This window comes from Neobacillus sp. FSL H8-0543, assembly GCF_038592905.1.
Classification (GTDB): Bacteria; Bacillota; Bacilli; order Bacillales; family Cytobacillaceae; genus Neobacillus.
Genome location: NZ_CP151943.1, coordinates 3,073,028 through 3,098,783, shown reverse-complemented (window position 1 = coordinate 3,098,783; position 25,756 = coordinate 3,073,028). Strand labels below are relative to the sequence as shown.

The window sequence follows — 25,756 nt, the reverse complement described above, 5'->3', positions numbered from 1 at the left end:
AAAGACTGTCCCTCTCACTTGATTTTTTTCTCTTTCTCCTGCTCGGAAATGACATCGGTAATCCGGATAGCGAATTTGTCATCCATGACCACGACTTCCCCGACGGCAATGGAACGCTTATTCACTAGGACATCTACGTATTCCCCAGCGAGTTTATCTAAGCCAATCACCGAGCCGATTTGCAGCTGAAGAATTTCGCGAACTGTTTTTTTCGTTCTTCCCAGTTCAAATGAAACCTGAAGAGACACATCCGTTAATGACTGTATTTGTTTTTTTCCTGGAGCAACGGGTGCATGGTCTGGAAGTGGGGAAAATTGCACCGATTGAACAGCTCCAGACGATCCGGCTTTTTGTTCCTTCACGTTTGTCCGCTCCTTTCGAAAGTGAACCAGCAAAAGGTTCTAGAGTGATAGACTTTGATGATAATGACGAATCGATGCCATTTCATCCATCAAATTCTGCTCAACTTTCTTTTGTTTTTCCACATATTTCTCAAATGCCTTATCACGCAAATGATTCCAGGTTTTTTCATCTGTTTGCTTGGTTAGCAGTACTGATTTTTTCCTAGCAATTTCTTGATCAATCACATTCAGCTTTTCTTCTAAGCTGGTGATTTGCTTGGTTAGGTGTACTAGATACTCGTTTCGTTGTTGTATATCGGCAATCGAGGTCTTCCCTTTAGCTGACTCCACCTGTGTAAGAAACTCATTCCGTTTTTGTTCGAAGCTTTTATGTTCTGCTTGGATAAGTTCTTTTTTCCTGATTGTCCGCCCAAACTCAAGATAGGCTTGCTCTTTTTCCTTTTCTTTAAGGTTTAAAATATGCAAATATGGAAAATGAAACGTCATAAGATCCCCTCCACAAATTTAGTAACTAGCTGATCAATAGTTGATTCAATCGAAGGGGCTTCATGGGTCCCTTGCTTCACAAATTGGTCAATCCATTCCTTCTCATCCACGGCGCGGTCGATTTCTCTGTCACTTCCACGTTTGTACGCGCCGATTTGAATTAAATCCTCCGCATTTTGATAGACACTTTTATGCTGCTTGAGGATTTCTGCGGCTTGTAAATGTTCTTTTGTAACAATCTCACTCATCACCCGGCTGACGCTCGACATCACATCAATCGCTGGGTATACCCCTTTTTGGGCAAGCTTCCGATCGAGAACGATATGACCATCTAAAATTCCGCGAACGCTATCGGCAATCGGCTCATTCATATCGTCACCATCAACCAATACCGTATAGAAAGCAGTTATACTTCCATTTGCATTGGTTCCCGCTCTCTCCAATAAGCGAGGCAATAGGGCAAACACGGATGGGGTGTACCCTTTCGTTGCTGGAGGTTCCCCGATTGCCAACCCGATTTCCCGTTGCGCCATGGCATACCTGGTTACCGAATCGAGCATTAAATTGACGTTCATTCCTTGATCACGGAAAAATTCAGCAATTGCCGTCGCAATCATCGCACCCTTGATACGGATGAGCGCAGGCTGATCGGAAGTGGCAGCAACCACAACCGACTTCTTTAACCCTTCTACTCCTAAGTCTCGTTCAATGAAATCCAAGACCTCACGTCCACGTTCGCCAATTAATCCAATCACATTGATATCGGCTTCTGTATTGCGGGCAATCATCCCGAGGAGCGTACTTTTTCCGACTCCACTACCTGCAAAGACGCCAACCCGCTGTCCTTTTCCAACCGTCAACAATCCATCGATTGTCCGAACCCCGACACTTAAAGGTTCTGTTATTCTTGGTCGGGTTAATGGATTCGGAGGGAGATTGTCTGTTCCAGTCTCTAGAAGTCCGTCTGGAAGTTTACTACCATCCAACGGATTGCCAAGACCGTCCAGCACCTTCCCTAACAGATCCATTCCTACTTTCACCGTTAGTGGCTTTCCGGTTGAGACGACATCACAACCTGGAGCAATGGCTTTCAACTCGCCTAAAGGCATCAATAACACTTTATGATTACGAAAGCCAACCACTTCGGCTTTCATTGGTTGCTGTTGTTGTGGGGAGAAAATATGACAGATATCCCCTAGTTTTACATCAGGTCCTTGTGACTCAATCGTTAACCCGATTACCTGTGTTACTTTTCCATTCATTTTGATTGGATCGATTGTTTCTAGCAAATCGAGATAGGATTTAATATTCCATTTACTCACGTGTATCCTCCTGTTGATAAGCAAGCAGGACTTTTTTGATTTCAGTTAGCTGGACATCAATTCTTGCATCCACACTACCAGCGGAGGTTCGAATGATACAGCCACCCTGCTGGATAGAATAGTCTGGGAACACCTTTATCTCGACCTGTCCATTATCCATGGCAACTAACTGCTGTCGTTGCTTTTGCACAAAATGGAAATCCTCAGGAGCGACGCCAATTGAAATCGATGCCGTCTCGTAAACTGCTGCTAGCCTTTGTTTAATAATATGGAGTATGGCGTCAGGATCGGTTTTCAATTCCTGCTGTAACACCTTATTGGCAATCGCCACCGTCATTTCAATCACAAACGGATCTGCTTCTTGAATAATCGCTGCTTTTTCTTGATACGCTAGCTCGAGGATGTCGGCTGCCTTCTTCACTTGAAATTGAACCTGTTCCAGGGCATGCTGTCTACCATCCTCGACTCCAAGCTGATAGCCTTCTTCGTACCCGCGGCGTTTTTCATCTTCAAGCTGTAAACGAAGGCTTTCCTTCTCCCGTTTGAGCCATTCTGTTACTTCCTGTTGTGCTTGTTCCTTGAACTGTTCTATCTCAACGAGCATATCTTCCTTTTGTTGATCAACCACTTGGTCAGCCAACAGTTCCTCGACCATTGGTTCCAATTTCGGTAAACCGACCACCTTTTGACCATTTTTCGCTACGACGTTAAATGCCTTTACCAACCTAGATGACACGATTCTCTTCCCCATTTCGAGAAATGATGATAACCCCGTCTTCCTCTAATTTACGGATGACAGTAACAATTCTGCCTTGGGCATCCTCAACATCCTTTACCCGAACTTGCTCATTGGCAGCTAACTGTTCTTCAAGACCCTCTTCACGCCGTTTTGAGATGTTCCGATAAACAACATCCTTTACCCCTTGAGATGTCATTCGAAGGGCCAGGTAAAGATCCTGATTTTGTACATCCATTAAAATCCGCTGAATCGAACGATTATCAAGATAGGCGATATCATCGAACACAAACATCCGTTGCTTAATTTCATTGGCTAATTCCGGATCCTGTTCTTCCAAGGTTTCAAGAATATTCTTCTCCGTTCCGCGGTCGACACTGCTTAAGATACTAACAATTGAGTCAATCCCTTTTTGTGCTTCCTGTTTCTGTGAGCTTGTCATCGTTAGCTTTTCTTGTAAAACCTGCTCCACTTGATGGATAATTTCCGGCGATGCTGTGTCCATCATCGCAATCCTTTTCGCGATCTCAATTTGTCTTTCTGAAGGAAAGGCAGATAACGTCTCAGCTGCCTTTTCTGCTTCTAAATAGGACAGAACGAGTGCCACGGTTTGCGCATTCTCATATTGTAGCAAATGAAAGATTTGCGACTGTTCCACCTGCTGGATAAACTGAAATGGTCGCTTATTGGTCCGATTGCCCATCCGTTTAAGAAATCCTGCTGCCTTATCAGGACCAAAGGTTCGTTTTAATAATTCTGTTGCCGTATCAATGCCCCCGTACGAAACGATATTGTAATCAACTGCAAGTTGGTGAAATTCCCTCATCACCTGCTCTTTTTCATCCGAGGTTACCCTCCGTAAATTGGTAATTTCGTTGGTGATGCTCTCAATCTCTTTTTCTTCTAAATGTTTCATAATCCCTGCAGAAACGTCCGGGCCAACGGAAAGAAGGAGTATCGCTGCCTTCTGTGTATTTGTATAGGTTTCCATCTAATCGCTCCCTTTACCTATTCCCTTGAAAGCCAATTTCGCAAGAGTCCGACGAATTCCTCTGGTTGCTGTACCGCCATTTGTTCCACTTGCTTTTTAATCGCCACTTTTTCATCTTCCTTCAACTCGATAGGCTCAGCCTTGTTCTCACTGAAAATCGGAAATGGATCTTCATCCTCTTCCTCCTTCGACCTTCTTCGACGCACAAGAGCCACAATCGCTACGAGTAGAAGCAACCCACCTGCACCGATAAGGGCGTATTTCCACCAAACAGGGGGAATACTACTTGTTTCTTCCTCAAGTGTTGGCATTTCCACTTTTCCGCTAAATTCTTGAGAGAACACCGTAATCCGTGAGGTGATATCTTCATTGGTTAACGTAGGATTCGAACTTAGTGCAGTTCGCACCACATTAGAAAGAATTTGTTGAATATTCCCCTTCGTTTCCGCTGTTAACGAGGCAGGATTGTCCGGATTCGGCGGCTCCACACCAACATTGATTGTCAAATCCTCGATTTTATATGGACTTTGGACAATTTCATTGGTGATTCGATTTACTTCATAGTTGACACGGTTTTCTATTTCAGTTGAGGTACTTTCTTGTGATGAGCCATTTGAGGGGTATTCTGGGATATCAGTTTCTCCTGTTCCATCGATACCTGCTGCCGTATCCGTGCCGCTGTATTCCTTTGAAATTTCCTCGACACTAACAGCAATCCCATTCCCAGTCTCTTCATCTACAGGCTCGACCAAATCCTCACGCGTTTTCACTTGATCGAAATTTAGGCGCACAAAGGCTTGAACGAGAACCTTGTTATGGCCCATAATCGTTCCCAGCATTTTTTGAAGATCTTTTTGAATATCCGTTTCAATCTCTTCCTGAATCTGACGCTGCTGCTCAAAGCTGTCCATTGCCCCTGTCACTTGGTTCGGATGGTCTAGTCCTTGCCCACCTTGGTCCGTCATGACAATATTTTCTTTCGGAAGGTTGGGAACACTTTTGGAAACTAAATGGTACAAAACCTCAATTTCCTTCGGTTCTACTTCATATCCCGGCTCCAGTTCAATGACGACGGAGGCTGAAGCTTGGTCTTTTTCATCCTGACGGACAAACAAGTTCTCTTCCGGAGTTGAAATCACAACGGCAGCATTTTTAACGCCTTCTACATGCCGTAAAAGATCGGCCACTTCCCCTTGAAGCGCCTCTTTTTCCATCGCATCCAACTGACGATCCGTAGCTCCAAACTGCAAATCCTTTGTCATATCAAAGAAACTAATCGTACCCGTTTGTGGAAGACCTTTCGAAGCCAATGAGACTAATAAGTTGTCGACATCCTCCTGTGGAACGAGGATTTTTGTCCCATTTTGGTCTAATTTATATTCGGTATAGCCTTCTTGATCTAACTCCGCTTTGATATCGCCAATTTCCTTTTGACTCATTTCATTTGTGAAGAGCGGAACATACGTAGATCTAGAAAGAAAATAAAGTGAGAGAGACAAAGCCACTATGATTGCAATGAAAATACCAATAAAGAGAAACTTTCGTTTTTTACTGACCGAATTCCAAAATTCAATGTATTTTTCTTTAAAGTCCCGTAATTGTTGAATCATACTCACTCCACTATTTCATATAGATAGTTATTAGATTTGCATTCTCATCATTTCTTGATAAGCTTCAACCGCTTTGTCTCGTACTTGCGTTGTTAACTGTACGGCTATACTCGCCTTTTGTGCTGCAATGGTTACATCATGCAGGTTAATCGCTTCCCCTTTTGCCAGTGCAACCGACTTTGTTTCAAACTCTTTCACCGCGCCATTGGCATCTTGGATATACTGATTTAATAGATTACCAAACGATGCCCCAGCATCACTTGTAACCTGAGGTTTATTCGTTGGTAAAAAACTACTTGGAACACCTTGAATACTCGATATGTTCATCAACCATTCCCACCCTTATCTTCCAATTTCAAGCGCCTTTACGAGCATTGCTTTTCCTGCATTAAAGGCGGTAATATTTGCTTCATATGCCCGTGAGGTCGACATTAAATCCACCATTTCCTTTGTCACATCTACATTGGGCATCATTACATAGCCTTGCTCATTGCTATCAGGGTGTGACGGATCATAAACGGCTTGAAACGCGGTTTTATCTTCGACGATTTTATTAACACGGACTCCTGTTAGCGAAAGTTCCTTTTCTAGGTAACTACCAAACGACGGTGTTTCACTTGGCGTTACTTCAACCATCTTCCTGCGATATGGCTGCCACTCTCCATTGACAAATTGCCCTCTGGTCGTGTTGGCATTGGCAATGTTCGAGGAAACGACATCTAACTTTAGACGATTGGCAGTTAAAGCCGAGCCACTAATTGATAATGATTGAAAAATCGACATCGTTATTTATCACCTTCCTCTAATCGCTGTTTTAACTAAATTAAATTCTTCATTCAAACCGTAGGTTAACGATTGGTACCAGATCGTATTTTGGCTTAGCTGCGTCATCTCATAATCCAAATCGACGCCATTGCCACTGTTATTAAAAATCATTTGATTCTGTACCAATTTAGCAGACGGAAGACCTGAGGTTGCTCCAATTGTGATATGCTTTTCATTCGTCTGCTTGCCAATAAATTGGCTCTGAATTTCTTGCCGTAATTGTTCTTCAAAGGATACCTTCGTCGGTTTATAATTGGGTGTGTTCACATTGGCGATATTGTTGGAAATGGACTTTTGACGTAAAGAGGAGGCATCCAATGCTTTTGACATAACTCCCATCATTTGGTTCATATCTTTCACTCCTTCTAAGAGACTTCCTAAATCATGCTACTAATCTACTATAGAATTAAAGTGTTTTAACTGATTTCATAGCTTGAACCCAGGTTGCCTTTAATTCCTGAATCATGCCTTCTACTTCTTTCAGGATTTCAATATCCTTTGTCATATTCGCTTCGACCATTCTTTGTTTCAAATAATCATAAAGAGAAAAAAGCGAGTTCGATAGTTCGTAGTCTCTATTTAATGTCAACATCAGCTCTGTAAGAATTTCCTGTGTTCTCATAATGAATGAATGTGCCTTCGCTGGATCCTTTTTTTCAATCGCCAGCTTCGCCTGGTTCACAAACTTGATGGCGCCATTATAGAGCAATAAGGTCAACTCTTCCGAACTCGCTGTTAGCACCTGATTTCTTTGGTAGATCTCATTTGGATTAATCAACTGTGTCGACTCCTTTACTTCTGACTGTCATAAAAAACACCCTTAGAAACTGTCTCCCGTTCTTCGTATTGGCTTTTTAGGTATTCTGCATTTTGTTCATACCGCATACGGTCAGACAGCTTGTTCATCATTTCCTGTAACTGTTTAAGGATTTCTGCTTCAAGTGGGGCAAGCGACTTCAATAGCTCCTGAATTTGTTCATTCATAAGGATTTTTCCCGCTTCTTCATCAAGCTTATTAATTGTCAAAATACAACCTTGCCGCTTCTCAAGAAGACCTGGTATCTGATCCCCGTCCCCTTTGTCTAAGACACCCAACATTGCCTTCGAAATCTCAGTAAATTGCTGAAGCTGTGCCTCTTTTTCCGCTAGCATCCTCTTCCACCCTCTTTTACTCTTGCCTATATCAGGCAATGATTCTTCCATGCTCGGATTCACATTATAGTAAAGATTGGCAAATTTCCTTTATTCTTACGCCGAAGTGCTCTTCAATTACGACCACTTCCCCCTTGGCGATCAGCTTATTGTTCACATACACATCTACTGGTTCACCAGCCATCTTGTCTAATTCAACGATTGACCCACTGGTTAGTTCTAAGACTTCACTAATTTTCTTCTTTGTTCTTCCAAGCTCCACGACAATTTCTAATGGAATATCTAATAAAAGTTCCATATTCATTTTTCCATTGTCACTAGCTCCCACATCATCCGACTCCAGTTCTGTAAACTGAAATGGGACATTCCTATCACTCTGGTCATAATCTCCTAACAGTGCATCAATTTCCTCTGGCGAGAGTTTCCCCTGTTCATTCATTTTTGCCTTCTCCTTCTATTAATTGCTCAATCTTGACTGCAACTCTTGATTTCTTTGTGCCCGGATGTGCCAAGAATTTCGTTTCTTCATTGACCCTCACTTGAAGCGGCTCATCAACCAACTGGTTTAATTGAATGACGTCATTGACATTTAAGCCGAGGATATCCTCCATCGTAATTGTCGCTCGTCCTAATTCAGTGATGACGGGTACAATTAAATGTTCAATCCGTTCTTGCAAAATTTCACTTTCTTCCTTGTTTTTCACCCAATTTCCATGACCATACCATTTATGGGAGGATAACTTCGGAATAAACGGCTCTAACAAAATATAAGGGATACAAAGATGCATAGATTTTTCCACTTTACCAATCGTGATCTGGAAGTTAATGACGATGACGGTTTCTGTGGGAATTCCTATTTGTAAAAATTGAGGATTCGTTTCCATGTTCAAATAGCGAAGCGGCAGCACCATAATATCACTCCAGGCTTTCTGAAGGATTTGTGCAACCCCCTCCAATAGACGCTTTAAAACATTGGTTTCGATAGGTGTTAAGGCCGATCGACCCCAATCCCCTACCGTCCCGTTGCCACCTAATAGACGGTCAATCATCACAAAGGCCATTTCTGGATTAAGATCCATTGCCATCCGGATTCCTTGTTCACCTGATTCAAAAACACTTAAAATCGTCGTAGCTGGTAATTGGTTCACGAATTCCTCGTACAGCATCTGTTCAACAGACGATGTCTCAACTTGGACAAAAGAACGTAATTCCGATGAAATATAGGATGCAAGCTGATAGGCAAAGTTTTCATGGATTCTCGTCAGCACCCGAACCTGTTCCATCGATAACCGCAAAGCTTTTTTAAAATCATAGACTTTCAGCATTGTAGAAGGATCGCTAAAAGTTTGAGAATTTGAACCACCGTTGTCCATTCATTCACACCTCTTATTTCAATTAAAAAAATCCAACAAAAAAAGACGAGACTACTCCGAAGAATAGGCTCGTCCCTTAAATAAACAGCAATATGTGTTTAGGACAATCTATTTCGGTAACTGGCTGGCATTCTGTTTTCACAGTTAAGCCCCTGTAGCTTTGCGTCGCTGAGTTTCCTCAGGTTTGCCTTTTTCACTTTTTTAATAAAATATTCTAGAAGAATCATAACACTATAGAAAAACATTTTCAATTTATTTTGTAGAATACCCCCATAAATTGGCGAATAAAATCGAAAATAATGTGAAATTTACAAAAAAAACATAAAGCATTAATAAATCTGTAAAAAAAGAGGATATCTGGTTAGATATCCTCCGTTACTTTATCGTTTTAGATTGACTAATTCTTCTAATATAGAATCTGAGACAGTGATGATTTTTGCATTTGCTTGGAATCCACGCTGGGCAGTAATCATTTCTGTTAATTCTTCCGATAAATCTACATTGGACATTTCAAGCGTTCCAGAGATAATTTGCGTACTGCTTCCATTTGTCAACAAGGTTGTCATCAGCCGTGAGTCCGCATTCGGTGTTAACGAATATAAGGATCCTCCGGCTTTATTCAAGCCACTTGGATTATCAACCGCTACCGTTCCAATCCTCGTACCAGTGTCAACCGTTGTTCCATCAGGATTCACCCCAATGATCGACCCATTTGCATCAATTGCAAAGGAGATAAATTGATCCGAAATGGTAATCGGTGTCCCCGTACTATCCAAAACAAACATACCGTTTTGATTCACCAATTGATTACTGCTATCTACTCGGAAATTCCCTGCTCTGGTTAAAAATTGTTTCCCAGCAGGATTCTGAACAACAAAGAAACCGTCCCCATCAATATAAAGATCCGTGCCTATATTAGTAGTCGTTGGGCTCCCAGGTGTGTGGAGCGTATCAATGCTTCCAACCCTTGTTCCTAATCCCACTTGAATCGAGTTCGTTCCACCAGAGTTCCCTGTCGGACCAGTCGCCGCCTTAACCGTCTGACTGAAAATATCTTCAAATACGACCCTACCCTTTTTAAATCCTACAGTGTTAACGTTGGCGATATTATTACCAATTACGTCTAGCTTTGTCTGAAAACCACGCAGACCAGATACTCCTGAATTTAATGAACGTAGCATGTTTGTCTCCTCCTATTTGTTGACGATTTCCATCGAATGAATGGCACTTGATAAAACTTCTTGATCGCCTATTTTAAAATAAACCTGATTGTCCTTGTAATTAATTCCCGTTACCAATCCACTCTCATGAACATTGGTATCTGGATTTGTCCAGGTGACTTCGTTTCCGAGCACATAGGAATATTGACTTAAATTATTGCTTGATTCCAGGTAGGATGTTAATGAGCTGTTTAAGTTAGAAAGTTGTTCCAACACACTCAATTGTGCCATTTGAGCCACAAGTTCTCCATCCTTCTGGGGTTGAGTGGGGTCTTGATTTTGTAGCTGTGTGACGAGTATTTTTAAAAACGCCTCTTTTCCTAGCTCCTGTCCCTTGGGCTGTGTACTTTGCAAAGTAGTGGCATAGGTATTAATTGATTGAATCGCTGTCATGTTCCCAGTCTCCCTTAAGCTGTTGTATTGATTTGTGAAACCCATCCGGTTTCATTTTCATACTCTTGATAGCCATATTCGATCTGTATCAGTTGTTGATTGCTACGTTTGCGCGATTCCTGTTGTGCTTGCCTTTGATTCGACTCGCCCTTTTGCGAAAAGGTTCCCATGAAGTTGGAGTTTAACGTGCTTTGCTGAGCAATATCAATCTTTGTGACCTGCAACCCCTGTGTTTCCAAAGCCGAGCGTAACGTCTGGACATGTGTTTCCAGTAAATCCTTCGCAATCGGGGTATTGGTCAGAAATTCGGCCGTTACCTGTCCATCCTGAATCGTCACCTTCACCTCAACCTTTCCTAAATGCTCAGGTGTCAGGGTAAAAGCTGCCTCTATACCATCTTTAACTCCCAGCCCATTTATCGTAGATTGTATAAATAACGTAACATCCTGATTAAACTGTGCCGCCCTAACTGGTTGAGGTGGGTTTTGCATTGCCTCTACATCGGAAGTAAATGTGGGCACGGCCGTTGAATTCACGATCGTGACAGCTTCAGCGTTAGTATTATTACCAGTTTGGCTACCATTTGGCTGTTCATTTTGATTGGAATCCCCATCATTTGTTTGGTAAGGGCTCACTCTGATTTCTTGTTCACCAAGCTTTTCTTGTAATACTGACGAATCTTTTACCTGAAGTAGGGCTTCGACATCTGCTGTCATTTCTTCGGTTTGACTAGCAGGCGCTGGGATTCCTCCGTTAGAATCAAGCAAGTTGTTGACTAAAGTTTGATTCGCTCGGTTTGGCTCAGCTTGCGGAAGTCTTACCTCCTGTGTAAAAGTGTTCATTTTTTCTCCCCCATCTGGTACTGGGAGGATCAAAGGACCCGTTATTCCATTCTGCTGTAGTGACGCTAGTAGACCCCATTGGTTACTACCCTGTAATAGCTCCGTATCTTTTTCCTGTTGTTGTTGTTGACCGATAAGCTGGAACATCGTATCAAAGAGATTCGTCTTTTCTACATCTAGCTCCGTTATGTTACTTGAACGATTGATGACTTTATTATCTACACCTGGAAATTGGAGCATGTTCCACCACCTACCATTTTTTACTAATAAATAACAAATTAGTATATTTTTTCTAAAACTAGTTACATAGAGTAAAAAAAGAGATAAAATAAGAAAAAAACATATTAAGGAGCGACACCTATGAATGTTGGACCTTTGTCTACGAATTGGTTGCTTTATAAAACCATCATGGACACTTCACGTATCGGACAAAGTGATCGTACAAATCTATCAGGCCTTTCTAGCACTTCCTTTGGGATCTTACTAGAACAAGCCCTACTGCAAGCGCAAATGAATCAAAATGGTACCGAGGTTTCATCTCTGTTGTTTGCTAATTTGAACTTGTCTCCCGCTGTCGGTGTTGACTCTTCATTAAAAAGAAGCTTGCCAACCCTTACTTCTGAAACAACGAGTGGAGCCGTTCTAAATAACCAACTTAAAGGCGTTTTAGAAAATACCGGTCATCTTTTCGTAGCCGCCGGGGAAAAGTATCAAATCAATCCTGCTTTTCTAGCGTCCATCTCAATGCACGAAACTGGTAATGGAACATCGAATGCTGCGCGCTTTAAATATAATGTCGCAGGGATGATGGGCAAAAACGGTTTAAAAACCTACGCCTCCATTGAAGAAAGTATCTTCGATATGGCCCGTAACCTAAGAGAAAATTATTTAGATAAAGGAAAATTGACCATCTCTCAAATCGGAGCCAAATATGCTCCCATCGGCGCTACCAACGACCCTAACCAATTAAATAACCACTGGGTAACAGGAGTTCAGAGTAACTTTGATACGTTAGCAAAGGGGACCGATATCGCTTAGGGCGAGAGGTCCTCTTTGTTTACATTCCTCCGTTTGTTTGCTGGTATAACCACGAGCTTTGTGAATTTAGGCGCGACATCGCTTGTTCCATCGCCGCGAATTGACGATAGTAGTGGCTTTCTTTTCGTGACAACTTCTCTACCTGTCGCGAAATATCCGTTTGTGTATTCGATAATAGCTTTCCAATAACGCTTTGATCATACTGGCTATTTCCCGTACTCCCAGCTTTATTGGTTACCATCTTAATCGCTTCCTGTAAGGCATCGGAAATCCTATTAATCACACCATTTGTCCCTTTTTCAGAATCGCCTAGTTGGGAGAACAGTTTTTCAACTGCATCAGGATCGGTTTGAATCGCCTCTCGTAATTTGGTTTCATCCACATAAAGTTTTCCCTTGTCCTGAAAGCTTTTCGATGAAATTCCGATTGAAGCAAATGAATGATAAGAACTGCCAGTGTCGATGATCGAGGTGACAGCATTTCGCATTTTATTTGCTACCCCTGTAAGAATACTGTCACTACGAAGAAGACCACTTTTTGCTTTACCCTCCCACATTTCAATTTGTTTCTCTGACATCTCACTGCGTTGTTCCTCTAATATTGGTTGGTAATCCCGATAGACAGGATCAGAGACAGCTTTATTGATCTTGTCGAGGATACTATTATATTGATCTATAAATTCCTTGATATTCTTTATCACACCGTCCGTGTTTTGAGAGACGGCCACAGTACTTTCCGTTATATTTCCACTCGCATCAACAGTTGGGCTTTTAAAGGAAAAGTTAATGCCCATTATCGTTGCATCATTAGAGGCCAAGCTGGTAATTTCATTGCCATTAAAAATGATCGTGGCATTTCTGCCTGTAGCCACTAAATTTGCCGTGTCAACACCTAGGGTATTACGTAAAAACGCCTGACTTTCCGCACTCGTATTCGCACTTAGGTCTATTTTAGTAACCGCACCCGTTTCCTTCGTTTTTAGCGTAAATTGCTGTAAGGTTTGATCATAGAAGGCTTGCAACCCCAAGCTTTTCCCTGAACTATCCTTGGCGTCGTTTATTTTCGCCACTACATCGTTAATCGAATCTGTCGTTTTAATGTCGATGGTAGCAGATAACTGGGCTACTGGATTTTTCGGGTCATTGTTGACCTTGATTGTAACGGAGGTATCTGCTGCTAGTTGACCTGTACCTTGAACGGAATTCCCTAGTGATTTGGTTGAATCTAAGCTCACTTTATCGCCCGTATACGTAGCAGAACTAGCCAATTGCTTGACTGCTACCGAATAACTCCCCGCTAGAGAGCTACCTGAAGCGGTGGCTGAGACTGCATTTTCCTGGCTTGAGGTGACATCAAAGGTATTATAGGACTTTGATAGACTCATATTAAAAACCGTATTTGTTCGAAACGCCAACAAATCTGTGTTCCATTGCCGATATGCATCACTTTGCCACGTTTGTTTTTGTTGATTCTGCTTCAATTTGTTAAGTGAGATACTCTCCGCATTCATCAACTTTTTAACAATCGAATCTGTATCCATTCCAGATGCAAACCCTGTTAGCCTGGTGATTGAGGAATAATTCACTGCTCATCACTCCATTTTAGATATTCTCTGTAGTAGTATCGGCAGTCTTTTCGAAAGAGTAGAGGGTGGATTTTAAAAAAAATGTCGGATTTCGTGAAATAATGGTGATTTTTGCAATGATAGAGGGTATTTTGAGTGTTTCTTAAGTTTATGAGGAGTATTCTTTCTACCTAACTATTTTCAAGAATCTCAGGGCAAAAAAAAGGCCCTAGGAATCCTAGGGCCACCATGCTTATTTTACTTGGACCGTTTTTTTGGCAATAACTAAATATCCGTTATCTAAATGACCACGTAATTCAAGGGTAACTTCGCCTTTTTCCCAATCAAAATCTTCCCGTTCGAATTTAAAATGACCTTTTTCGGCTTGCTTTTCTAAACCCTTATTTTTTGGATCAGCTGCTACTCCATTTAATGTAACAGTTGAAACATCATAGGAGAAACCAAAATAGTTGAACGGTAAATCAGCCTTCACCGTAAAGACTCCTTTGTTTCCTTTAATCACTTTCGGTAAAACCTCAAGCTCGAGCGAAATGTAAATTTCGAATTCCTTTTCTACTTGAGTGGACCAACCGGCCGCATCCGTTACCGTCACGACTAGCTTGTTCACACCTGGTTTATAAAGGAATACCTTGTCGCCTTTTTTATACGTCTCGCCGTTAAGCGTCATTTTTTCAACAGTGATACCTGAAAGGTTATCCTCTGCAAGGTAATCCAATTGGATGAATGAGCCCAGACTGATTTCACTGTCTAATGGAATGGACACGGTTGGAGCTGTTTTGTCGATCTTCACTTCGATTGTTTTTACTTCTTCCACATTACCCGCGTTGTCCACGCTGTAGAATGACACTTCATTTATGCCTTCTTCAGTAACAGTAAACGCTGTGCCTGCGACGAATTCAGAACCATTTACAGAATAATACGTTGCTGCTACACCGCTACCAGCATCTCTTGCTGTTAATTCAACGGCTACTTCTCCTTGGTTCCACTGGTCAGAAACATTTGATCCAGTTTCAGGAGCATTTATATCTGTTATAACTTCAATCGTTTTCACATCTTCTACATTGCCTGCGTTGTCAGCGCTGTAGAATGATACTTCATTTACGCCAGCTTCAGTAACCGTTACCGTGGTTCCTTCCACGAATTCAGCGCCGTTAATAGAATAGTAGGTTGCTGCTACTCCACTATGGTCATCCGTTGCTGTTAATTGAACTACTACTTCCCCTTGATTCTGCTGATTGGAAACATCCGAAGCAGTCTTTGGAGCCATTGTATCAATTTTCACTTCTACCGTTTTCACTTCTTCTACATTACCCGCGTTGTCCACACTGTAGAATGATACTTCATTTAGACCAGCTTCGGTAACTGTTAATGTAGTACCTTCAACGAATTCAGCGCCGTTAATAGAATAGTATGTTGTTGCTACTCCACTAAGGTCATCCGTTGCTGTCAATGTAACCGCTACTTCTCCTTGATTCCACTGGTTCACAACATCTGAAACCGTTTTTGGAGCTTCAGTATCAATCTTCACTTCAACTGTTTTCACTTCTTCTACATTACCCGCGTTGTCCACACTGTAGAATGATACTTCATTTACGCCAGCTTCGATAACTGTTAATGTAGTACCTTCAACGAATTCAGCGCCGTTAATAGAATAGTATGTTGCTGCTACTCCACTAAGGTCATCCGTTGCTGTCAATGTAACCGCTACTTCTCCTTGGTTCCACTGTTCCACAACATCTGAAACCGTTTCTGGAGCTACATTATCAACCTTCACTTCAGCTGTTTTCACTTCTTCTACATTACCCGCGTTGTCCACACTGTAGAATGATACTTCATTTACGCCAGCTTCGGTAACTGTTAATGTAGTACCTTCAACGAATTCAGCGCCGTTAATAGAATAGTATGTTGCTGCTACTCCACTAAGGTCATCCGTTGCTGTCAATGTAACCGCTACTTCTCCTTGGTTCCACTGTTCCACAACATCTGAAACCGTTTCTGGAGCTACATTATCAACCTTCACTTCAGCTGTTTTCACTTCTTCTACATTACCCGCGTTGTCCACACTGTAGAATGATACTTCATTTACGCCAGCTTCGGTAACTGTTAATGTAGTACCTTCAACGAATTCAGCGCCGTTAATAGAATAGTATGTTGCTGCTACTCCACTAAGGTCATCCGTTGCTGTCAATGTAACCGCTACTTCTCCTTGATTCCACTGGTTCACAACATTTGAAACCGTTTCTGGAGCTACATTATCAACCTTCACTTCAGCTGTTTTCACTTCTTCTACATTACCCGCGTTGTCCATGCTGTAGAATGATACTTCATTTAGACCAGCTTCGGTAACTGTTAATGTAGTACCTTCAACGAATTCAGCACCGTTTATAGAATAGTAGGTTGCTGCTACTCCACTAAGGTCATCTGTTGCTGTCAATGTAACCGCTACTTCTCCTTGGTTCAATTGATTAGAAACATTCGAACCAGTCTCCGGAGCAGTCGTATCAATCTTCACTTCGATTGTTTGTTCTTCTTCTTTATTACCTGCCTTGTCGACGCTGAAGAAGGAAACTCGATTTACTCCTGGTTCACTTACAACAAAGCTAGTCCCTCTTACATATTCAGAACCGTTTACTGAGTAGTAGGTTTTATCAACACCACTAAAATCATCGGTTGCTGATAATTCTACATTGAATTCTTTTACCCATTGATCAGTTACATTCGATGTTGTTACTGGAGGAGCCTTGTCCACTTTTACTTCTACTGTCTTCACAGCTTCTACATTTCCTGCATTATCAACACTGTAGAACTGGACAGTATTTACTCCCGATTCACTCACAACAAAGCTTGCACCTTCGACAAATTCAGCTCCATTTACAGAATAGAATGTGCTCGCAACACCACTAGCATCATCTGTTGCGGTTAATTCGACTGCTACTTCTGTCTGGTACCACTGAACCAATACATTTGATTCGGTTACAGGTGCTATCGTATCAGATTCAGCCACATCGACAACGATCTCAGTCGATTCACTAGATTCTTTTCCAGTTGGAGAAACTGGAACGATAATATACGTATGTTCACCTGGTTCCCGGTCATCCAAAGTTAATTCTGGGTCACTCGTATTTCCGACAAGAACTCGTTCCCCATCTACCTCTTCATATACATTATAAGATTCCGCATCCTTCACCGGATCCCAGCTAAGAACCACATCGTCACCTTTTACTGATGCCTTTGGAGTTGTTGGTGCCTCTAAAATTGGTTCTACAGAGGCTGTTACTTGATTTGAGAATGGAGAATCACCATACTTACTATGTGCTACTACCTCATAACTATACTTACCATATGGCATTGTGTTAAACACAATACGGGTATTCGGTGTAGGTTGGAGTAGTGTACGTTCTCCATCTACTACTTGATAGATATCGTAGGAAGTCGCATAGTCTACTTCATCCCACCATAGAGCAATAGACTTAGCTTCCTGATTAACGTACACTTGCAGGTTTGGTGCTTGTATTTCAGGGTATACTATCGTCGCTTCTACACGTGATGCTTGTGCTGATTCACCAAAGCGATCACTATAAGAGGTGATTTCATACACATAGTCACCTTCTGGTAAATTGTTAATCGCTGTATAGGTATTGTTAATGTCTGAAACAAATTTTCGCTCGCCATTTATTATCTGGTAGAGCTTATAGCTTGTTGCATATTCTGCTTTGGTCCATTTTAAATAAAGAGTATCTACATTTAAAACTGAGCCTGTAAAACCTTCAGGCTTTTGCATATCTGGATGAATCACTTGTTGCTTCAGCCTAGCTCCCAATGATTCACCAAAACGGTCGCTATATGCTGTTACTTCGAAAATATAATTTCCTTCTTCCATATTGGGTAAACTCAGCTGCTGATACGTTGTCTGTTTAAGTAATACCCTTGATTCATCGATGATCTGATAAATCTTGTAATTTGTCGCATAATCTACTTTACTCCAGCTTAGGGCTCCATCATTTCCATTTGTAATCGATAAATTTAAATTCCCAGGTGCCTTTACATCTGGATGAACTAAATTTACCTCAATACCAGCAGCATTTACTGATTCCTTAAATGTATAGCTGAAGGACGTTACTTCATAAAGATGTTTTCCTTCTGGAACATTCGTAAGTGTCACATTTAAATTCGTGGAAGAAGTAACAAGGGTTCTCTTGTTATCTTCAACCTTATAAATATTATATTTATTCGCGTGATTAGAACGAGACCAGCTTAAGGTCACGTCATTACCGTTCGCTATGGTATAAGTCAGATTGGCAGGTGCCTCCATATCTGGATATACGATATCAAGCTCAACACGAGACGCTTGTTCTGATTCACCAAATATACTATTATAGGCTGTTACCTCATAGACATAATGCCCTTCAGGTAAGGTAGCAAAAGCATGAGTTGTTTTCTCGGTTGTAGTGACTAATTTCCTTACCCCGTCAACTACCTGATAGATTTTATAATAATGGACATAGCTTGCCGTGTCCCAGCTCAATGTTACATCATAAAATCTTTCAATCTTTGATTGAATATTACCAGGAGCTTGCATCTCTGGATAAATGATTTCAATAGAAACTGGTTGTGAGAGGGGTGATTCCGATCCATTTACAATGGACGATACAGCGAATGAGTAGGTTCCCTCTTTTAAGGTGATAAACGCTTTGTTAGTAGTTGGTTGTGACGTCAGCGTTTTCGTATCACCGTCCATTCTATAGACTTTATATCCGGAGCTGTAAGGCACAGCATCCCATTCGATCACAGCACTGCCGGGATAACGTTCATAGATTTTTAAATTCGCAGGTGCTTGTACCTCTGCGGCTAACACACCGATAATAGGAAAGAAAAGTTGAACAATCAACATGAAACTTACAATGATTGGGAGTGTTCTAAATTTCGTCAAAAAAACTCCCTCCTTTTTTTAAAAATGATTTTAAAAAAGAGATTTAAGTTCCCTTAAATCTCTTTTATGAATATTAACGAAGTAATTGTAGTACTGCTTGCGGCTGTTGGTTAGCTTGAGCAAGCATTGCTTGTGCAGCTTGAGATAGAATATTATTCTTTGTGAATGTCATCATCTCTTTTGCCATATCCACATCACGAATACGAGATTCTGCAGATGTTAAGTTCTCTGCTGTTGTGCTTAAGCTATTATTAGTGAATTCAAGTCGGTTTTGGACAGCACCCATTTTAGAACGTTCCGCAGCAACTGTTTCAATTGCTGTGTTAATTGATGTAATTGATGTGTTAGCTGCCGATTGAGTTGAAACATCTGCACCACCAACTTTAAGTGCATCTCCACCGGTTAATGCTACAGTTGCTGAGAATACTGTAGTACCGTCAGCTCCCTTGAATTGAATACCGTCAGTCGTACGTGCTACTACTTCACCATGTGTATCTAAAAGAACATTATCATTATCATCAAATTTATAAGAACCAGCTTCAAGGCCAGTATTCGTGAATTGGGCAGTTGCTTTCACATTTGTTCCATCGTAGCTTAACGTACCAGATTTAACAGCTTGGCTAAATGTAAATGTATCATCACCAGCTGTACCATCAAATGCTTTTGTTGTAAAAGTTAAACCATCTGCACTAGCTGCTACCACTTTTCCATTTTCGTCTTTCACTTCAAAAGTACCTGCATTATCGGAGACACTGTATGTTCCAGCCTTTAATGTATCCCCTGTTGTTGTAGCACCAACAGTAACTATGCTAGATTGTTCGATTCCTACACTACCCGCAACACCTAAGCTAAATGACTGTGAATCCCCAATCTTAATGCTCATGTTTTGGTCTTGGTTGGCACCAATTTGGAATGTACCGTCAAATGAACCGTTTAATAGTTTCTTACCATTAAACTCTGCCGAAGAACCGATTCGACCTACTTCTTCAGCTAATGTATCAATTTCGGATTGAAGTTTTACACGGTCAGAAGATGTGTTCGTATCGTTGGCAGATTGTACTGCTAGTTCACGCATACGTTGTAAAATCGAATGTGTTTCGTTTAAAGCACCTTCAGCTGTTTGAAGTAAGGAAACACCGTTTTGTGCGTTCTTTTGTGCTACTTCTAATCCGCGGATTTGTCCACGCATTTTTTCAGAGATTGCTAGACCAGCTGCATCATCACTCGCACGGTTAATACGAAGACCTGATGACAATCTTTCCATGTTTTTTGCTGCTGCATTGGATCCTGCAGTTAATTGACGATGTGTGTTAAGCGCTGCTACGTTTGTGTTAATTTTCATTTTATGTACCTCCTAAGATTGAGGAATATTTTCCCTCTGTATCTTATATATCGACAGGATTTTCTAACCTGTAGAGGGGTAACTGAAAAAACTTTTTATATAATCTCCATTTTCCGCCGCTCGTTTTCCATTGCGAAAACTTCTTTCATCAATCGATTTTGGTCACTGGCAGATAGATTTAGAAATTGGATACCGTAAAGGAAGCCACTTTTATTGATTCTTTCGGCTTTGCGAACAATCCGACCATTTAATGAAAATTCTTCTGCATTCAAGTAAAAGTGAACCCTGACGTAGATACTTTGCTTTAATGGAAAATCATAATAACTGACCACCCCCACTCCACCTGCACTAATATTTACGATCTCACACTGGTCACTTTGATTCACAACGATGCTTCCAACTTTAAGAACCTCTAGTATCGATTGTTTGATATTCACCCGAAGCCTGAAGTTATCCCTTCGATTCGCCTTTTTCTCCGCTTGTATTGAATTATTTTGTTTCGTTACTCTCTTCTGTTTGACCACTAATACAATAGAAGAAACTAGGATAATCAAGACAGCGACTGCTACTATACTATAAATCTGAAATGCCTCCATACCTTCGCCCCATATCTTTATAAAAATAACTTCCCCACCTTATTGCTAAGATGGGGAACAGTAAAACTATTACTAACGCAAAAAGTCAGCTAAACTTAACTGCATGATTTTACCCCCAGCGGTTAGTGCGGCTTTAATGGCTGTTTCCTGCAGGGTTAGTTCGGTAAAGGCCTTTGTGACATCTGTATCTTCGGTATTTGATAGCATCTTCTGGGTTAAGAACTGGGCTTGATCCAATTTATTGGCTGCCAGCTCTAACAAATTTTGATTGGTACCGACGATGGTCCTTTGAGTGATTAGGTTATCCAATTGATTATCAATCGAATTCAATAGTGCCCCTGGGTTTTCTCCGTTCTCTAATGTTTGGGCAAGAGCATCAATCGTTTCAAACAAATTTTTCCCGTCTACTGGAAATCCAAATACAGAGGAGGCATGAACCCTTCCATTTACGCTTATTCCTTGGCCGATTGTCCACTCTTTGCCATTCTCATTCGTCTGTTGCAGTGTCCCATTTTGATAGGGTTGCGTATTTAGGTCTGTCCCAGAAAAGAGGTAACCACTACCATAGGCGGTATTCGCACTATTGCCCACCTGCTGGATCAGGGAGCGAATTTCAACGGCGATATTTTTTCTATCACTTTCATTTATTGTATCATTACTAGCTTCCACGGTGAGTTCGCGAACACGGTGGAGCACATCGGTAACATTCCCAAGCGCACCGTCTATTGCCGTACTCCAATCAATGCCATCTTGGGCGTTTTTTTGATATTGTTCGACATGACTCAAGGTGGAACGATAGGTTAACCCTTGCAAGGTAGCACCAGGTTGATCTGATATTTTTTCAAATTTTTTCCCGGAGGAAATTTGTCCCTGCAGTTTCTCCATTGACGTGTTGTTGCGGTTTAGATTTTGGATGAATTGTTGACTTACCATCTTGTGTGTAACGCGCATCCTACCCCTCCTCTCCTATCGTACTTTACTTAAATCACTTCATTCCGTTAATCAGTGTATTCAACATATCGTTTACCGCTGACACATAGCGGGCAGCGGCATTATAAGCTTGTTGGTAGCGAACCATGTTCGTCATTTCTTCATCAATCGAAACTCCTGATACCGACTGTCTGCGATTATCAATCATTTGCACCATTGCATTGGCATTGTCACTCGTCTGTACTGCTGTATTCACATCAGTCCCTAATTGACCGATCACCTTTTGATAGAAATCACCAATCGTCGTGTTCGTTCCACCGATATCCATTTTCTGAAGAAAAACATCACTCAACGCCTTAGCGTTCGAGCCATCACCAATATTGTCAGTTGCTGCTGCGGCAACTTTTCCAGGGTAATCAACCAAGGCAGGATTGACCATCATATTCCCGGCATGTTTCGGCGGCTGTGTTGGGTCATCTTTATCGACAAAAAACAGTAGTTTTTCCAACGGAGCATTCGGATCAAGGCTTCTCCTTTGGATATCATCCAAATTCCTGGCCTCATCACCGGCATGAATCGCATTAATTTTATCAGCGATGGTGGTAGCCAACAGGTCGATTGAGGCTGTTAATTCTGGAATCCTGCCCACCTTTGTTCCGTCTGCTGCTGTGTATCCATGCGTTTCAAGCAATCCTTTGATTTCCCCACCGTTTAAATTAATAAGCGTTCCAGCGATTTTCGCTCCGCCTGCTTCTGGTTCAACGGTAAACGTGCTAGCAGAATTCCCTTCTACCAGCTTCACGCCGTCCACTGAAACATCGACCTTTCCATTTACCGAAGGTGTGACTTCGATGTTTGCTAATTTGGAAAGGGTATCAAGTAACACATCACGGCGATCTAACAAATCATTGGGCTGTTTACCAGCACCAATATTTTGGGCGATTTTTTGATTTAACGACGCTACCTCACTAGCTGCAATATTGATTTCCTTCACTTTCGATTGCATTTGTTCCGACAAGTTTTTTTCATAATCAGCAATTCCTGTATGCATTCCATTTAGATGGTCAGCCACATCTTTTCCGTTTGCAACGGCCACCACTCGTGCAGACAAACTCTCTGGTTGTTTCGAAAGTTCCTGCAAGCCTTGCCAAAAACGATTAAGTGAGTTATGTAAGCCTGAATCTGAGAGGTCGTTAAAAATCGTTTCAAGTTGGGAAAGCGATTGAGACTTTGCGTCCCAATAGCCAGCATGTTGCTGTTCATTGTGAAATTGTTTATCTAAATAACTCTCACGAATGCGACGAAACTCTGATACCTCCACGCCCGTCCCCATTTGCATCGGAATCGTTCCGTTATGTGGACTCGGAGCAGCGAGCGGTCGGGTAGCTTGTTGGACAGCTTCCTGTCTCGTGTATCCAATTGTATTCGCGTTGGCAATATTATGTCCGGTTGTACTGAGTGCGGTTTGTTGCGATAAAATTGCTCTTTTCCCGATTTCTAGACCATGAAAGGTTGAGTACATCTTTTTTCTCCCCTATGCTTTTATATCAAATAGACGAGCGTATTCTCTTGAATCTTGGGAAGCAGCTTCTGCGCTATAAAGACCTGAACCCTCTGATTGCGGAATCATTTTCTCGATCATGAACTGTGTATAGGTTAACGATTGCTGAAGTAATTGCTGATTAAGGTGATTTACTTTTTCGATTTCCTGAAACAAGCGCTCCAGCAACAGCATTTTCGCCGTCCACTCAGCTTGGATATCTTTGTCAGGCTGCTGTTCAATTAGTTTTGAAAGGGGAAGATACGTATTCTCATGCTCAAGCACTTCCATTCTCAACTCATCAGCTTCTTTGATTTTCTTGATGAGCTTTGATTCATCCGCCATCACAGCAAGTAGCGGATTGATTTCAGCAGATATTAAGATTTCCTGTTTCTTCTTAGAGGTTTCCAATAATGTGATATGCAGGTCTGTTAACATCTGCAGTACTTCTGTGAGGTTATTCATCGATCTTTGCACCCGACTTCCAAGCAGAAAGTAATTTATCCGCTAGCTTTTCACTATCAACCTTGTACGTTCCATTGGCAATTTGATTTTTTAATTGCTCTATTTTTGCGTCTTTTTCTTTTTGTATTTGTAGTTGAGCTTCACTCGACAGTTCTACTTTGTCGGCTTGAACCTTTTTATTTTCTTCTGTGCGATTCAGTTGGTTATTTTTTTGATATGCCTGATAGGCATCTAATCGATTGATTGGATTAATTTTCATAAAGTCCGCTCCTTTAAGCTCTATCCTTACTCTTTGTATCGGCAGTTGAACATTTATAGTTTAGGGGTTATTTTCTTTTTTTCAAAAAAAAAAACGGCCTGCACCTAAAACATGCAGTTACCGCTCCCAAAAAGTTACGATCTCATAATTCCGTTGGCGACTCCCATCATCTGATCCGCGTAGCTTAGTGCACGGGCGTTCGCTTGGTAGCCTCTTTGGGCTTTGATCATTTCTGTCATTTCTTGATTTAAGTCAACGTTAGATGCTTCTAAAAACCCTTGTCGAATTTGATAATCCGTGGTTATTAGATTAACATCTCCACCGGTTAAGCGGTAGACACCGCCATCCCCCTTAAGTAGCTGTGGATTGCTAAAGTCAACCATTCCAATTCTTTGATTGGTCCCGGCAATTGTTCCATCACTCGCGACGACAAATTCTTGGTCTTTGCTCATTTCAATTGGATTTCCATTTTGATCGAGCAACACATCCCCCTGTGCATTGACGAGTTGAAAACGTCCGTCACCGACTGGGGTTTGCAAAAAGGCGCCACCTCTCGTGTAGAGAATTTCCGTTATCGTCCCGGTTGTACGTCTCACTTGAAAATATCCGTTTCCTTCGACCATGAAATCAAAAGGCTGCTCTGTTTGCTTTGGTACACCTTGGGTCAAATCGAGTGCTGTTGCCGCTATCCGTGATCCAAAGGTTGTCCGAATGCCTGCTGGAGTCAAACGCCCTACCTCTTTTTGCTGATCCGTTTGGTTTTGAATCGATACGGTTAGATTTTCAGAAAATACCGCCGCTCTACGCTTAAAACCGGTAGTTTCCACATTTGAAATGTTATTGGCAATGGTATCAAGTTTGCCTTGATAGGCACGAACCCCTGACGAAGCGATCAATAAAGATGTATTCATAGTGTTTATACCCTTCCAATCGTATTTAGTTGTTCAAGTGTTTTGTCATATGCCTGAAGTACTTTTTGATTCGCCTCATACAAGCGAATATTTGCCATCATTTCAGTAATGGTACTCTGTGTATCGACGTTTGATTGCTCCACCATTTTATGGTGCAGCTGTAAACCTGTCGGAAGTGTTTGGGCAAGCATCGAAGCATCTGCTCCGTTTAGCTCAAACAAGCCATTGTCCTTCTTGATTAATTCATTCGGATTGTTAACCACCATTATGCCTAGCGAGCCAATCGTTCTTGCTCGTGCTGGATCACCTGGAAAAACGATGATGTCCCCATTGGATTGGATTGAAACATCTCCTGAAGAAAGCTCCTGATCCGCTATCGGATTGCCATCCTTCCCTAACACCAAATCTCCTGAGGAAGTCGTCAGCTGACCGTTTTCATTAACAGAAAACTGGCCATTTCTTGTTAATTGTAAACTACCATCTGCTGTTTGCACCGCAAAGAACGCCGATGGTTGAATCGCTTGGCCATTTGCTAAAACCGGAGCAAGGGCCTGGTCGTTAATAGCCACATCAAAGGGGTTATTCGTGCTCTGTAAACTTCCCTGCGAAAAGAGGGGGATTGTTTCTTGATTATACACACCCATAGATAATATCCCAATTTTAGTTGGTGACCCTGAATTCTCGGCGTTTGTAATCCGTTCTATCAGCATTTCTGGAAAGGATCGTAACGGACTTGAGTCCTGTTTAAAGCCAGGGGTTTCGACGTTCGCCAAATTATTTGTCAATGCATTTTGCTTTCTCTGTAAAGCAATCATTCCAGATGCAGCCGTATCAATTCCTCGAAGCAT

General features: G+C 41.6%; 26 protein-coding genes, 1 pseudogene and 1 riboswitch. Of the genes and pseudogenes, 1 reads left to right on the top strand and 26 read right to left on the bottom strand.

Annotated features, from left to right (window positions below; translation table 11 throughout):
- Positions 1–14 precede the first annotated feature (14 nt).
- From fliN (NSS81_RS15290) to NSS81_RS15215, 16 genes and pseudogenes are all read right to left on the bottom strand, one after another.
- Positions 15–362 carry a flagellar motor switch protein FliN gene (gene fliN / locus NSS81_RS15290; RefSeq protein WP_342429543.1) on the bottom strand — a complete coding sequence of 116 codons (348 nt, stop codon included), beginning with the start codon at positions 360–362 and terminating at the stop codon, positions 15–17.
- Positions 363–401: 39 nt separating this feature from the next.
- Positions 402–848 carry a flagellar export protein FliJ gene (fliJ, locus tag NSS81_RS15285; protein ID WP_342429542.1) on the bottom strand — a complete coding sequence of 149 codons (447 nt, stop codon included), beginning with the start codon at positions 846–848 and terminating at the stop codon, positions 402–404.
- Entirely contained in the window at positions 845–2,170 is a 1,326-nt protein-coding gene (gene fliI, locus NSS81_RS15280; protein ID WP_342429541.1) for a flagellar protein export ATPase FliI, read from the bottom strand. Before fliI ends, fliJ begins: the two co-directional genes overlap by 4 nt.
- On the bottom strand, positions 2,163–2,906 hold the full coding sequence (locus NSS81_RS15275; protein WP_342429540.1) for a FliH/SctL family protein: 744 nt from the start codon (positions 2,904–2,906) through the stop codon (positions 2,163–2,165). The genes fliI and NSS81_RS15275 overlap by 8 nt, the downstream gene beginning before the upstream one ends.
- Positions 2,896–3,897: a flagellar motor switch protein FliG gene (fliG, locus tag NSS81_RS15270; RefSeq protein WP_342429539.1), complete on the bottom strand. Its 1,002-nt coding sequence runs from the start codon at positions 3,895–3,897 to the stop codon at positions 2,896–2,898. The genes NSS81_RS15275 and fliG overlap by 11 nt, the downstream gene beginning before the upstream one ends.
- Before the next feature lie 17 nt (positions 3,898–3,914).
- Positions 3,915–5,507: a flagellar basal-body MS-ring/collar protein FliF gene (gene fliF / locus NSS81_RS15265; RefSeq protein ID WP_342429538.1), complete on the bottom strand. Its 1,593-nt coding sequence runs from the start codon at positions 5,505–5,507 to the stop codon at positions 3,915–3,917.
- A gap of 30 nt (positions 5,508–5,537) precedes the next feature.
- The gene (fliE, locus tag NSS81_RS15260; protein WP_342429537.1) at positions 5,538–5,834 is read right to left on the bottom strand and encodes a flagellar hook-basal body complex protein FliE; all 297 of its coding nucleotides are present in this window, start codon (positions 5,832–5,834) and stop codon (positions 5,538–5,540) included.
- A gap of 15 nt (positions 5,835–5,849) precedes the next feature.
- Positions 5,850–6,290, bottom strand: coding sequence for a flagellar basal body rod protein FlgC (gene flgC / locus NSS81_RS15255; RefSeq protein ID WP_342429536.1), 441 nt, complete (start codon positions 6,288–6,290; stop codon positions 5,850–5,852).
- Between the two features lie 9 nt (positions 6,291–6,299).
- Entirely contained in the window at positions 6,300–6,683 is a 384-nt protein-coding gene (gene flgB, locus NSS81_RS15250; RefSeq protein ID WP_342429535.1) for a flagellar basal body rod protein FlgB, read from the bottom strand.
- Positions 6,684–6,738: 55 nt separating this feature from the next.
- Positions 6,739–7,110 carry a flagellar export chaperone FliS gene (fliS, locus tag NSS81_RS15245; protein WP_342429534.1) on the bottom strand — a complete coding sequence of 124 codons (372 nt, stop codon included), beginning with the start codon at positions 7,108–7,110 and terminating at the stop codon, positions 6,739–6,741.
- A gap of 14 nt (positions 7,111–7,124) precedes the next feature.
- The gene (locus NSS81_RS15240; RefSeq protein WP_342429533.1) at positions 7,125–7,484 is read right to left on the bottom strand and encodes a hypothetical protein; all 360 of its coding nucleotides are present in this window, start codon (positions 7,482–7,484) and stop codon (positions 7,125–7,127) included.
- A 64-nt stretch (positions 7,485–7,548) separates the two neighbouring features.
- Positions 7,549–7,785, bottom strand: a pseudogene (gene fliN / locus NSS81_RS15235) (flagellar motor switch protein FliN); the annotation flags it as partial.
- A gap of 130 nt (positions 7,786–7,915) precedes the next feature.
- Positions 7,916–8,857, bottom strand: a complete 942-nt coding sequence (fliM, locus tag NSS81_RS15230) for a flagellar motor switch protein FliM (protein WP_342429532.1) — start codon at positions 8,855–8,857, stop codon at positions 7,916–7,918.
- Between the two features lie 112 nt (positions 8,858–8,969).
- Positions 8,970–9,056: riboswitch (cyclic di-GMP riboswitch) on the bottom strand.
- A gap of 181 nt (positions 9,057–9,237) precedes the next feature.
- Entirely contained in the window at positions 9,238–10,038 is an 801-nt protein-coding gene (flgF, locus tag NSS81_RS15225; RefSeq protein ID WP_342429531.1) for a flagellar basal-body rod protein FlgF, read from the bottom strand.
- 12 nt (positions 10,039–10,050) lie between these two features.
- Positions 10,051–10,470 carry a flagellar hook capping FlgD N-terminal domain-containing protein gene (locus NSS81_RS15220; protein WP_342429530.1) on the bottom strand — a complete coding sequence of 140 codons (420 nt, stop codon included), beginning with the start codon at positions 10,468–10,470 and terminating at the stop codon, positions 10,051–10,053.
- Between the two features lie 14 nt (positions 10,471–10,484).
- The gene (locus NSS81_RS15215; RefSeq protein ID WP_342429529.1) at positions 10,485–11,552 is read right to left on the bottom strand and encodes a flagellar hook-length control protein FliK; all 1,068 of its coding nucleotides are present in this window, start codon (positions 11,550–11,552) and stop codon (positions 10,485–10,487) included.
- Positions 11,553–11,672: 120 nt separating this feature from the next.
- On the opposite strand from NSS81_RS15215, the gene NSS81_RS15210 reads away from it, so the two are divergent.
- Positions 11,673–12,350, top strand: a complete 678-nt coding sequence (locus tag NSS81_RS15210; protein ID WP_342429528.1) for a glucosaminidase domain-containing protein — start codon at positions 11,673–11,675, stop codon at positions 12,348–12,350.
- 19 nt (positions 12,351–12,369) lie between these two features.
- Here NSS81_RS15210 and fliD read toward each other — a convergent pair whose 3' ends face one another.
- The 10 genes from fliD to NSS81_RS15160 all read right to left on the bottom strand — a co-directional run bounded on the left by fliD (position 12,370) and on the right by NSS81_RS15160 (position 25,756).
- Entirely contained in the window at positions 12,370–13,935 is a 1,566-nt protein-coding gene (gene fliD / locus NSS81_RS15205; protein ID WP_342429527.1) for a flagellar filament capping protein FliD, read from the bottom strand.
- Between the two features lie 232 nt (positions 13,936–14,167).
- Positions 14,168–18,865, bottom strand: a complete 4,698-nt coding sequence (locus NSS81_RS15200; protein WP_342429526.1) for a fibronectin type III domain-containing protein — start codon at positions 18,863–18,865, stop codon at positions 14,168–14,170.
- 73 nt (positions 18,866–18,938) lie between these two features.
- Complete coding sequence (locus NSS81_RS15195) at positions 18,939–20,207, bottom strand: flagellin (RefSeq protein WP_342429525.1); 1,269 nt, start codon at positions 20,205–20,207, stop codon at positions 18,939–18,941.
- A 95-nt stretch (positions 20,208–20,302) separates the two neighbouring features.
- A complete protein-coding gene (locus NSS81_RS15190) occupies positions 20,303–20,803 on the bottom strand; it encodes a PilZ domain-containing protein (RefSeq protein WP_342429524.1) in 501 nt (166 codons plus the stop codon).
- A gap of 72 nt (positions 20,804–20,875) precedes the next feature.
- Positions 20,876–21,754 (bottom strand): flagellar hook-associated protein FlgL, encoded by an 879-nt coding sequence (gene flgL / locus NSS81_RS15185; RefSeq protein ID WP_342429523.1) that lies wholly within the window; start codon positions 21,752–21,754, stop codon positions 20,876–20,878.
- A gap of 34 nt (positions 21,755–21,788) precedes the next feature.
- On the bottom strand, positions 21,789–23,255 hold the full coding sequence (gene flgK, locus NSS81_RS15180) for a flagellar hook-associated protein FlgK (protein WP_342429522.1): 1,467 nt from the start codon (positions 23,253–23,255) through the stop codon (positions 21,789–21,791).
- 12 nt (positions 23,256–23,267) lie between these two features.
- The gene (gene flgN / locus NSS81_RS15175) at positions 23,268–23,738 is read right to left on the bottom strand and encodes a flagellar export chaperone FlgN (protein ID WP_342429521.1); all 471 of its coding nucleotides are present in this window, start codon (positions 23,736–23,738) and stop codon (positions 23,268–23,270) included.
- Positions 23,731–23,997 (bottom strand): flagellar biosynthesis anti-sigma factor FlgM, encoded by a 267-nt coding sequence (gene flgM, locus NSS81_RS15170; RefSeq protein ID WP_342429520.1) that lies wholly within the window; start codon positions 23,995–23,997, stop codon positions 23,731–23,733. The genes flgN and flgM overlap by 8 nt, the downstream gene beginning before the upstream one ends.
- Before the next feature lie 134 nt (positions 23,998–24,131).
- Complete coding sequence (locus tag NSS81_RS15165; RefSeq protein ID WP_342429519.1) at positions 24,132–24,908, bottom strand: flagellar hook-basal body protein; 777 nt, start codon at positions 24,906–24,908, stop codon at positions 24,132–24,134.
- A 5-nt stretch (positions 24,909–24,913) separates the two neighbouring features.
- Positions 24,914–25,756 (bottom strand): flagellar hook-basal body protein, encoded by an 843-nt coding sequence (locus NSS81_RS15160; RefSeq protein WP_342429518.1) that lies wholly within the window; start codon positions 25,754–25,756, stop codon positions 24,914–24,916.

Bases quoted from the DNA above. Each gene is read 5' to 3' on its own strand.
- flgM (WP_342429520.1), bottom strand. From the start codon at position 23,997: ATGAAAATTAATCCAATCAATCGATTAGATGCCTATCAGGCATATCAA.
- fliM (WP_342429532.1), bottom strand. From the start codon at position 8,857: ATGGACAACGGTGGTTCAAATTCTCAAACTTTTAGCGATCCTTCTACA.
- NSS81_RS15165 (WP_342429519.1), bottom strand. From the start codon at position 24,908: ATGAATACATCTTTATTGATCGCTTCGTCAGGGGTTCGTGCCTATCAA.
- fliF (WP_342429538.1), bottom strand. From the start codon at position 5,507: ATGATTCAACAATTACGGGACTTTAAAGAAAAATACATTGAATTTTGG.
- NSS81_RS15220 (WP_342429530.1), bottom strand. From the start codon at position 10,470: ATGACAGCGATTCAATCAATTAATACCTATGCCACTACTTTGCAAAGT.
- fliE (WP_342429537.1), bottom strand. From the start codon at position 5,834: ATGAACATATCGAGTATTCAAGGTGTTCCAAGTAGTTTTTTACCAACG.
- fliG (WP_342429539.1), bottom strand. From the start codon at position 3,897: ATGGAAACCTATACAAATACACAGAAGGCAGCGATACTCCTTCTTTCC.
- flgC (WP_342429536.1), bottom strand. From the start codon at position 6,290: ATGTCGATTTTTCAATCATTATCAATTAGTGGCTCGGCTTTAACTGCC.
- NSS81_RS15195 (WP_342429525.1), bottom strand. From the start codon at position 20,207: ATGAAAATTAACACAAACGTAGCAGCGCTTAACACACATCGTCAATTA.
- NSS81_RS15240 (WP_342429533.1), bottom strand. From the start codon at position 7,484: ATGCTAGCGGAAAAAGAGGCACAGCTTCAGCAATTTACTGAGATTTCG.
- NSS81_RS15210 (WP_342429528.1), top strand. From the start codon at position 11,673: ATGAATGTTGGACCTTTGTCTACGAATTGGTTGCTTTATAAAACCATC.
- flgK (WP_342429522.1), bottom strand. From the start codon at position 23,255: ATGTACTCAACCTTTCATGGTCTAGAAATCGGGAAAAGAGCAATTTTA.
- flgB (WP_342429535.1), bottom strand. From the start codon at position 6,683: ATGAACCAAATGATGGGAGTTATGTCAAAAGCATTGGATGCCTCCTCT.
- flgN (WP_342429521.1), bottom strand. From the start codon at position 23,738: ATGAATAACCTCACAGAAGTACTGCAGATGTTAACAGACCTGCATATC.
- NSS81_RS15160 (WP_342429518.1), bottom strand. From the start codon at position 25,756: ATGCTTCGAGGAATTGATACGGCTGCATCTGGAATGATTGCTTTACAG.
- fliJ (WP_342429542.1), bottom strand. From the start codon at position 848: ATGACGTTTCATTTTCCATATTTGCATATTTTAAACCTTAAAGAAAAG.
- flgF (WP_342429531.1), bottom strand. From the start codon at position 10,038: ATGCTACGTTCATTAAATTCAGGAGTATCTGGTCTGCGTGGTTTTCAG.
- NSS81_RS15190 (WP_342429524.1), bottom strand. From the start codon at position 20,803: ATGGAGGCATTTCAGATTTATAGTATAGTAGCAGTCGCTGTCTTGATT.
- flgL (WP_342429523.1), bottom strand. From the start codon at position 21,754: ATGCGCGTTACACACAAGATGGTAAGTCAACAATTCATCCAAAATCTA.
- NSS81_RS15215 (WP_342429529.1), bottom strand. From the start codon at position 11,552: ATGCTCCAATTTCCAGGTGTAGATAATAAAGTCATCAATCGTTCAAGT.